The sequence below is a fragment of the Lyngbya sp. PCC 8106 genome (assembly GCF_000169095.1).
GTDB lineage: Bacteria > Cyanobacteriota > Cyanobacteriia > Cyanobacteriales > Microcoleaceae > Capilliphycus.
On sequence record NZ_AAVU01000087.1, the window covers coordinates 1 to 9,047 of the forward strand.

General features: G+C 40.1%; 7 protein-coding genes. 2 read left to right on the plus strand and 5 right to left on the minus strand.

All coding sequences use genetic code 11. The features are described 5' to 3' along the window. On the minus strand, positions 1-247 hold a 247-nt coding region (locus L8106_RS28730), incomplete at its 3' end, for a cation:dicarboxylate symporter family transporter (RefSeq protein WP_009788096.1). 114 nt (positions 248-361) lie between these two features. Between L8106_RS28730 and L8106_RS28735 the strand changes: the two genes are divergently transcribed. Next, entirely contained in the window at positions 362-1,513 is a 1,152-nt protein-coding gene (locus L8106_RS28735; RefSeq protein WP_009788097.1) for an RNA-guided endonuclease TnpB family protein, read from the plus strand. Positions 1,514-1,650: 137 nt separating this feature from the next. Here L8106_RS28735 and L8106_RS28740 read toward each other — a convergent pair whose 3' ends face one another. Continuing rightward, entirely contained in the window at positions 1,651-2,670 is a 1,020-nt protein-coding gene (locus tag L8106_RS28740) for a dicarboxylate/amino acid:cation symporter (RefSeq protein ID WP_009788098.1), read from the minus strand. A 794-nt stretch (positions 2,671-3,464) separates the two neighbouring features. Between L8106_RS28740 and L8106_RS28745 the strand changes: the two genes are divergently transcribed. Then, entirely contained in the window at positions 3,465-5,351 is a 1,887-nt protein-coding gene (locus L8106_RS28745) for a chloride channel protein (RefSeq protein ID WP_039897530.1), read from the plus strand. 36 nt (positions 5,352-5,387) lie between these two features. Here the strand turns inward: L8106_RS28745 and L8106_RS28750 are convergent, their stop codons facing one another. The 3 genes from L8106_RS28750 to L8106_RS28760 all read right to left on the minus strand — a co-directional run bounded on the left by L8106_RS28750 (position 5,388) and on the right by L8106_RS28760 (position 8,992). Further along, positions 5,388-7,127, minus strand: coding sequence for an ATP-binding protein (locus L8106_RS28750; protein ID WP_009788100.1), 1,740 nt, complete (start codon positions 7,125-7,127; stop codon positions 5,388-5,390). A gap of 210 nt (positions 7,128-7,337) precedes the next feature. Continuing rightward, entirely contained in the window at positions 7,338-8,669 is a 1,332-nt protein-coding gene (locus L8106_RS28755) for a type ISP restriction/modification enzyme (protein ID WP_009788101.1), read from the minus strand. Next, positions 8,666-8,992, minus strand: coding sequence for a DUF4926 domain-containing protein (locus tag L8106_RS28760; RefSeq protein WP_009788102.1), 327 nt, complete (start codon positions 8,990-8,992; stop codon positions 8,666-8,668). Before L8106_RS28760 ends, L8106_RS28755 begins: the two co-directional genes overlap by 4 nt. Between the last annotated feature and the right edge of the window lie 55 nt (positions 8,993-9,047).

Sequence of the window (9,047 nt, forward strand, 5' to 3'; positions counted from 1 at the left end):
CCTCATAAAGAGCCGTCCCGTCCATATTAATTGTTGCCCCTAATGGCAAAACAAAACTCGCGATCCGGGGAGAAATATGATTGCGTTCAACGCTGCATTCCATCGTCACAGGTAAGGTTGCTGAACTCGATGAGGTGGAAAAAGCAGTCGTTAAAGCCGAAGCTAAATGTCTAACATAAGGTAGAGGATAACGTTTCCCAAACCAATACAAAATCAAAGGCAAAATAATCGCCCCATGAATCAACAAAGCAATAATGACTGATGCGGCGTATTTACCAAAAAAAGCGGGTCAAAAGCCCCGTCGTTCACGACGGATTATGTTCGTGCTATGATGCCCTATCGTAAGCGACGACGACAAATTATGCTCGTATATGAAATGAAGCTGCAAGGAACATATTGCCAGTACCGAAGCTTGGATGAAGCCATTCGGACAGGTCTATTTGTTCGCAACAGCGTTATCAGAGCATGGTTAGACGGTCAGGTTAAAAGTCGCAACGATGCCTACAAGCACTGCAAACTGTTGTCAGACAATCCAGAGTTTCCTTGGGCATCAAGGTTAAACTCAATGGCACGACAAGCACACGCAGAAAGAGCTTGGGCATCAATTGAAAGATTTTATCGGAATTGTAAGCAGAAAATACCAGGCTCCAAAGGATTCCCAAAGTTTAAAAAGTATCAAGTTAGAGCGTCTGTTGAATACAAAACATCAGGATGGAAACTTTCGGAGGACAGACGTTATCTAACGTTCACAGACAAGTTTCAAACGGGTACATTTAAGCTTTGGGGAAGCCGGAACCTGCACTATTATCAGTTAAAACAAATCAAACGAGTGAGGGTAATTAGAAGACATGACGGGTATTATGCTCAATTTCTAATAGATTATGAACGAGAGGAGAAAAAAGAACTAACAGGAAAACAAACAGGGCTAGATGTAGGTTTAAACTATTTCTACACAGATTGTTCTGGTAATCAAATAGATAATCCCCGGTTTTTGAGAAAAGATGAACGCAAGCTTAAAAAGCTACAACGTCGATTATCAAGAACTCAAAAAGGCAGTCAAAATCGCCAAAAAGCCAGAAACAAATTAGGTAGAGCGCATCTCAAGGTTTCACGCAGGCGTAATGATTGGGCTTGTAAATTAGCCCAACACGTCATACAGTCTAACGACTTGGTAGCGATTGAAAACCTACGGATTCGCAACATGGTTAAAAATCATCATCTAGCCAAATCAATTAGCGATGCAGCTTGGTACAGGTTTCGAGAATGGTTAGAATATATGGCGCGGGTTTATGGGGTTCCGGTGATTGCTGTTGAACCCGCGTATACTTCCCAAAGCTGTTCAAATTGTGGTGAGAAAGTTGTAAAAACTCTCAGTACGAGAACCCATGAATGCCCTCACTGTGGATATATCGCTGACCGGGATAAAAATGCCGCCAGAAATATATTGAAATCTGCATTAAAACAGCTATCAAATAAAGAAACGGATAAGAAATCGATTAACGGATTAATTTAACTGCGAGTATCAGAGATTTATGCTGTCCTACAGATAACTTAATCCGTTCTTCCGCTTAATATCTGTTTTTAAAATACCGCCGGGCAGGTGGTAATTAACGCCTCTGAAGAGAATGCCCTCTGCTCTGTTGGGGAAACTCAACCTAGTAAGTCAGCTCGTGGAAAGAGGAAGCCCAGACAGTGATGTTTGGAATCTCCGTTGTTTACGACGGAGAGGATGTCAATCAAACTCATAAATTCGGCAGCAAAACCGCTAAAACCTCCCGCCTGTCCTAAACGTCCAGCAATCAAAGCCCCAATGCCTACAGGTGCCGCCATCAAAATTAAGTGAATAATCCGCATAATGGCTTCATTCAAGCCTTCAAATAGGTGCAGAACATTCTGCCCTAAACTTCCCATTGTCGTTAAAACTCCCCCAAAAACGAGAGAAAAAATAATCAAGGGAAGCACCTGGTTATCAGCCATCGCTTGGAACAAATTACGAGGAAGTAAACTGACAATCACTTCTTTGAGAACATCAACTATCGAGCGATTATCTTTTCCTTGGACTTTCGTAGCGACAGCTAAATCCACCTGAATTCCGGTTCCGGTTGAATTGGGAGTAATTTCTTCTCCGGTTTCATCTATCCATTGAGAGAGAGTAATGACATTCTCTGGCGTCGATTTTTCGGGTTGAATTGTCCCTTGAATCTGATTTTGATCCAAAAGAATCACCGAATAGCGATCATCATAGGAACGTTTAAAGTTTTCACCCTTTAAGGTCAGTTGTTCATTGCTAATGGTATAACTGGTGTTGGGGAGTAGTTGTCCCCCCCGCAAGGTAACTCGGGCTTCTAGGGTATCAGCCACACCCGGATTAATAATGTTTACCAGGATTAGACCCACGATCACGGCAATTCCGGTAGTTGCGGTATAATATAAAAGGGTTCGACCTCCTATTCCTCTAAGCTGTCTGACATCTCCGAGACTGCTGACACTGACAACCATCGAAGTGATAACCAGAGGAATAACCAGCATTAACAAGCCGTTAATAAAGAGTTCTCCCAAAAAAGCAACCGATTCACCCACGGCGGGCAAGATTCCCCCAATGAGGATTCCTACCCCAATCCCGATCAAAATGGGAATGAGCAAGGATTTCGAGGTTTCTTGCGTTGTCATTTTACCCTGAATGTGATTAACAGTTTTTGTATTGTGGTATAATACAACGCAATTATTCGTAAAATAGGATGCAGTTTGGAATTTATTAGAGAATTATCGGGGTTGAGCGTGCCGACTTAGGGCTTGTGACCCTATTTTCCGCCGGCTTAACTCTAAAAAAGTTGGGCTTTCTCGTTAAGCTGAGTGAAGTGTATGGTGTTAATATTTTGGCAATTTTGAACTGAAATCAAGATTTTCTCAAAAATATAACTCTTTCTTAATTGATCGATAATCAAACCCTCATTTTAGAAACCCGAAACTTTTTCGGAGACTGATAAACAGGTGAGGAAAACCGAAAAACAGAACCGTTGAAAAACTCACCCTAAATTAGCTTGTCAAATGGATAGGATTTAAGTTAAATTATAATCGAGAATAAGACAATACAAATCAACTTTTCACCGATTCTAGTTCAGCCGATTCCAAATCTAACCCCTAGTTCCTGATTCGATGCAGTGGGGGTAGTCAACAGGAATTCAGTTGCCGTTATGGATGGCGGACAACTCGCTGACCTAGAACCCTCGTTCCTCTGATATCGGTCTGACTCTCCTCAATCCTGTTGAGAGAAATCAAGACTGAGGTTTAAGCAGTAAAAGAGGGAAAATATAGTCAGTTTTTTGTCAAATTCCGAGCAACTTCATCCCCCGTCTGAATACCCCTGACTCGCTTTTTGTGGGTTGGGGATAGTGGAGGATGAGGATAAAATCTCTGTTTTATATTCCTATATTCCTTTAATTTTCGAGAATACTTTTGAAAAGATGACTGTTACCTCCTCTTCCCCTCCCCAGCTTTCCCTTTCCTCTGAACCCAAAATCCTTTCTTCCTCTCCCCATCATTTTTTCAACCGTTGGCGTCCGTCTCCTGAGTCTCTTGTCTTCATTTCCGCCTTACTCATTGGTGGGGGTTCAGGACTTTTAATGGTGTTGTTTCATACCCTCATCAACCTCTTTTATCACCTCAGCTTTGAGGGATTAATGAGCCAGATTTACACCTGGGGAGCATGGACACTCGCCTTAATTCCCCTAGTTGGGGGTTTAATTATTGGGGTAATGCGTTGGCTCTTTCCCAAAATTTTAGGACAGGATTTTTCGACTTTATTAACAAACGCTAGAGTCCAAAATATCACCCCGTTACGACCCCTAATTAAAATGTTAGCGGCGGCTATTTCATTAGGAACAGGCGCTTCATTAGGGCCAGAAAGTCCCAGTGTTGAAATTGGTTCTCACGTTGGGATTTTATACGCTCAATTTTTTCAAGTTTCCCAAGAACGTTATCGCTTACTATTAGGTGCGGGAGCAGCAGCAGGACTCGCAGCCGGTTTTAATGCACCGATTGCAGGTGTGTTTTTTGCTTTAGAAGTCGTACTCGGAGCAACATTTTTTAGCGCAACTGCAACCAGTTTAATCTTACTTTCTGCGGTTTTTTCTTCGATTATTTCTCGTATTTTTTTAGGAACTCATCCCTCTTTGGTCTTACCTGAATATCAAGTGATTAGTTCTTGGGAATGGATATTTTACGTGGGTTTGGGTGTACTATCGAGCGGTGTCTCTTTAGCCTATACTCAAGGGATTAAATGGATGCGAGCTTGTTTTCAGGGAGAGATTCGCTATTTAAGTTTTTTAGGTAAAATTCCCTCAATTTTAAAACCCGCTCTCGGAGGAATTTTAATTGGAATCATTGCTTTAAAACTTCCTCAAACATTAGGAGTGAGCTACGAAACTCTAGAAATTATCTTACAGGGTGAAAATTTCCCGCTATTATTATTAGCTTTACTCTTGATCTTTAAATTAATTGCCACAACCATTAGTTTAGGGAGTGGTTTTGTCGGCGGTGTGTTTGCACCTGCGATGTTTTTAGGAGCTTGTTTAGGGGCGATTTATGGTCATGTTTTGGGGTTAATTTTACCGTCGGATTTTATTAAAATTGCACCCCCAGCCGCCTATGCAATTGTCGGAATGGCAACCGTTCTTGCTAGTAGTGTTAGAGCGCCCTTAACCGCGATTTTATTGTTGTTTGAGATGACTCGTAACTACTTAATTATTTTACCTTTGATGGTCGCAGTCGGGGTGAGTATTGCGCTGATGGATTGTATTCAAGCTAAAAGTTCAGTTGGGGGGTTAAATCTACAACAAATGGGGATGAATTTAGCACAACAAAATGATCAAGAAATCTTACATAAAGTTCCCATTTCAACGCTAATGGATTTTTCTTATTTAGCATTATCTGACTCAACTTCCCTCATAGAAGCGGGTCAAAAAATGATTCAAGCTAAATGTCATACTGCCTTAGTTATTGAGGAAACAAAATTATTAGTGGGTGTGATCACTTTAGCCGATATTAAACGACATTTGATACAAATACAGTCTATGTTAAGTGAAAAAGCTCATTCTGAATACACTTTAACAGCCACAAACTTAAAGATTGGTGAGATTTGTACCTCAGAAATTCTCTACGTTTATCCAGATGATTCGGTCAGTGAAGCCTTTGAACAAATGAGAGTTCGAGGTCTTTATTTACTTCCGGTTGTTCATCCCGATAACCCTCGTAAAATTATCGGTGTTTTGGATAAAAACAAAATGAGTTTAGCCAGTGATTTAGTCTCAACTCAGACTGCATTGGTTCCCTATTCTACCGTACTCAATTAAGCAGAGGAGGGGAATAAATCACCCTTTTCCCCTCTCTTAAAATCCTAAATCATCCATCGCCGAAGCCGCAGCTTCAAACACTTCCTCATCGGGTAATTCTTCCCAAGCTGTATCGCCAATTTCCCGATAAAATTGTTCATCATAGGAACGAGTTTGAATCACCACAGGCATCGGTACCGCATGACCTAAGACTAACGCCTGTTGTTTAGAGTCTAATTTCGCTAAAACTGAACGTAAATTTTGACCTCCAGAAACGCCCGTAAAAATCGCATCAATATCTTTATCATCGTTCAATAAAGCAGTAATTCGGGTGCCAATTTGTGACATCACTTCTGCATCAATTCCCGATGGTCTTTGGTCAACGACTAACAGCGTTACAAAATATTTTCGCATCTCTCGGGCGATTGTGCCAAAAATAGTTGAACGAACAATCGCTGAATCTAAAAAGCGGTGTGCTTCTTCAATCGTAATGACCAAAGGTGTTGGTCTATCTATAGGATTTTTAGACGCCAAAAAACGGTCAGCTTTGCGAACATAGGACGCATGAATTCGACGAGTTATCATATTCGTCACTAACATATAGGATAACATATCCGACTGGGAACCAAACTCAACAATCACATTTTTTCCCGCATCTAATGACTGTAAAATTCGCTCTACATAATTAAACGGAGAAGTCGGACGCATATATTTTAAATTCTCCATTCGCAACAGTTTTCGCTGAAGCGACATAATCGAACCTTTGTGACCCCGTTTTTCATCACAAAAGAGTTGAATTTCTTCATTAGTCATCGATAATAACTGAGAAATCCAAGACTTACCAAATTCACTGCGGAGAATATTTGCACTATCCAAACTCGCCTCAGATAGATTTAACTCTCGCTGAACTAAGCTAATATCTTCGACTTCAATTTGATCATAACTCAAATACAATTCTTGAGCATCTCGCACCCCACGCCGTTTCGTTGATTCGGGGTCAAGTGTATACACTTCAACTCGTTCAGGAAAAAGTTGACGTAAACCTTTAACGGTATTGAATTTTTTACCCTCAGAAACGGCTTCCCAACCATATTCGGAGTGCATATCAAAAATCAAATTGACAGCTGCTTGTTTTTTGATTATTCCTGATAATAATAGTCGAGTTAAAAAGGATTTCCCCGTTCCTGATTTCCCAAAAATGCCGTTACTGCGTTCAACCATTCGATCTAAATCTACACAAACCGGAACGTTCATATCAATCGGTTGACCAATCGCAAAGTTACGGCGATGAGGGTCATCTTCCCAACCAAAAATCACCCTAAAATCCCGTTCACTGGCTTCATAAACCTGGGAAAAATGAGTCGGAATCGTTTTGACAGGAAGGAGTTGAATATCGCTGTTGGTTTGAGTTTGAAAGGAAGCTAATGTTCCTCGACCATTATTTTGGTTTTGTTGTTGTTCTTCGAGTTGGCGGCGAATCGTTTCTTCTGACTGTATATCAGCTTGATTCAACATCAACATCGGGCTTAATTCTATCGTTCCATAGGTGCTATTTCCAGACAGAATTGCTTGGAGAAAATCATCACTAGGTTGAGGAGGATTGGCTAATATTCGCGCATTACTGGTTCCTAAAGAAACATCCGTCAGCAGACAGAAAAAATGTGATCGCACACCACGCACAACCAAAAATTTCCCGACTCTCATCTCTTCGACGGAGATATCTGCATGGAGTCGAACTTCTAATCCTTTGGTGAGGGAGCCTTGAATAACGGAACCGAGCGGTTGTTCTGTGGTCATCGATTTATAATTGATCAGGTGTCTGTTGGCTGTTACTCAGGTGAAGGGTGAACGTGTTTATCCAAGCTAACCTCTATCTACTATCTAATATTATGATATTTTCGTCAACCTTTTCACCGATAACCCGATCAATCGTAGGGTGCATCAGACAATTAACCCTGTGATTCGATCATTAACTTCAAAATCTGATGCACTCTACAGAATAAACTATCAATCATTAGGCAATCCTAAATAGGGTAAATTTTTAACAATTTTAACGGTTTCTAAACTGACGGTAATCACTTTTTTAATTAACCTAACAATATATTCTTCATCGTCTAGGCGGTTCGGATCGTTTGTAATTCCGCTTCGTTTATCTGTGCTTATTTTATATTGATCTATGATCCAGTCTAAAGCCGAACGGTTTCCTAAGCGATATTCAAATACTTCTGGGGGAATTCCTGTTAGGGTGAGAAAGTCGTTATATTTGAGTTGAATTCCATCTTTAGAAAAACGCATTTTTTCCACACGCCAATCTATGGGTAAGTCTTTATTTTCTAGGTGTTTTAGTCGATATTCGGGCTGTTGTTCGTAGTTGATATGAATGTCTGCGAGTCGTTTTCCTGCTGTTGCAAAGGGGTGAAATTCTGGGGCGAAGGGTATGCGGGAAAGTTCTCGTTTGAGGTTAGCGGCGTAGCGTTTTCGGTAGTCGGGATGATGAAGGATTGCGTAGGTATAATGAAAGATATCCCATTTGCTAATTTTGGGATCTTGGTATTGATTGCGAAATTGTTCTAAAGCCCAATCTGTGATGTTTTCTTGGCGGTTTGTTCCGTCTTCATCGTAGGTGTAGAAGGGGAAACATTGAGCTTTTTCAAAAGCAAAATCCAGAGAAAGAATTAACTTTGAGATGAAAATTCCAAAAGCTTGTCTATTTCCAATTCCGGGAAGACAAATAACCTGATTTTCTTCTTCAGTTTCAGGAGTTGGGAATATTAAAGGGAATTGTCCCCGCCGATGATTAAGAACTTCATCGAAATAAAGATACTGAAATGAAAACGGACGATAAAGAGAATTTCTGATTTTGTTAGGACAAAATTCAACCGATTGATTGGCGGCTAAACATTGTTTTAATCTACTACTCCACTTAATTTTTGTCTCATCTGACAAAACAAAGTCATCTATTTTACTATCGGGTTTTCTTTGAGTATTCCATAAATACGTTTGTTCATTGTATGTATTGATAAATGCTTGAATATTTTTGATTAATGTGTTTTTGGTAAAATTGTAAGCCCAACTGTCTCGTGATGTTTGAACTCCTATGCTATAGTTTATAAATATAGCCGATTCGTCTAAACCTTCCTTTGTAGATTTATTTCCAATTGCTATAAAATCACCAAAATCATCTTCTAATTCACCCGTCAGCCATGTATGATTTTTATCAGGCTGAATGTCTTCCCATTCCACATTACCAATATGTTCAAGTTTTTCTAAATAATCTAACTTTTCTTCTTTCCGCCAAAACTCATCCATTCTGGCATAATAAATTTTAGCTTTTTTCATAAACCTCTAAAATAATTTTTATACAAGGAACGGGTAAAATTTAAGACTTCTTGCTGTCTTTCTTCTGAAAGTGTTTGAACGGCGGCGGTAATGCGATCGCTAATAGATACCCAAGTTTGTGTTTTAGCTTGCCAGACTACAATAAACTGTTCAGGAGAGAGGGTATGCAGTGCGAGAGTTTCCCCTTCTGGGTTTGTAAATTCGACTTCATAAGCGCGATCGCTGTATTTTTCTACAATAGCACCGTGATCGCCTGCTTGAAGTCCTGATTCAGAAATATCAACTAATAGTTCTACTACATCAAACAAATCAGGTTTAATCATTTGCGCCTCCTAACATAAAGAGTAACAAGTCTTGCAATATCTTCATTCGATCTAA

What these genes read in the sequence shown, in the direction of transcription:
- L8106_RS28735 (WP_009788097.1), top strand. Translation starts at nt 362, where the DNA reads ATGCTCGTATATGAAATGAAGCTGCAAGGAACATATTGCCAGTACCGA.
- L8106_RS28740 (WP_009788098.1), bottom strand. Translation starts at nt 2,670, where the DNA reads ATGACAACGCAAGAAACCTCGAAATCCTTGCTCATTCCCATTTTGATC.
- L8106_RS28745 (WP_039897530.1), top strand. Translation starts at nt 3,465, where the DNA reads ATGACTGTTACCTCCTCTTCCCCTCCCCAGCTTTCCCTTTCCTCTGAA.
- L8106_RS28750 (WP_009788100.1), bottom strand. Translation starts at nt 7,127, where the DNA reads ATGACCACAGAACAACCGCTCGGTTCCGTTATTCAAGGCTCCCTCACC.
- L8106_RS28755 (WP_009788101.1), bottom strand. Translation starts at nt 8,669, where the DNA reads ATGAAAAAAGCTAAAATTTATTATGCCAGAATGGATGAGTTTTGGCGG.
- L8106_RS28760 (WP_009788102.1), bottom strand. Translation starts at nt 8,992, where the DNA reads ATGATTAAACCTGATTTGTTTGATGTAGTAGAACTATTAGTTGATATT.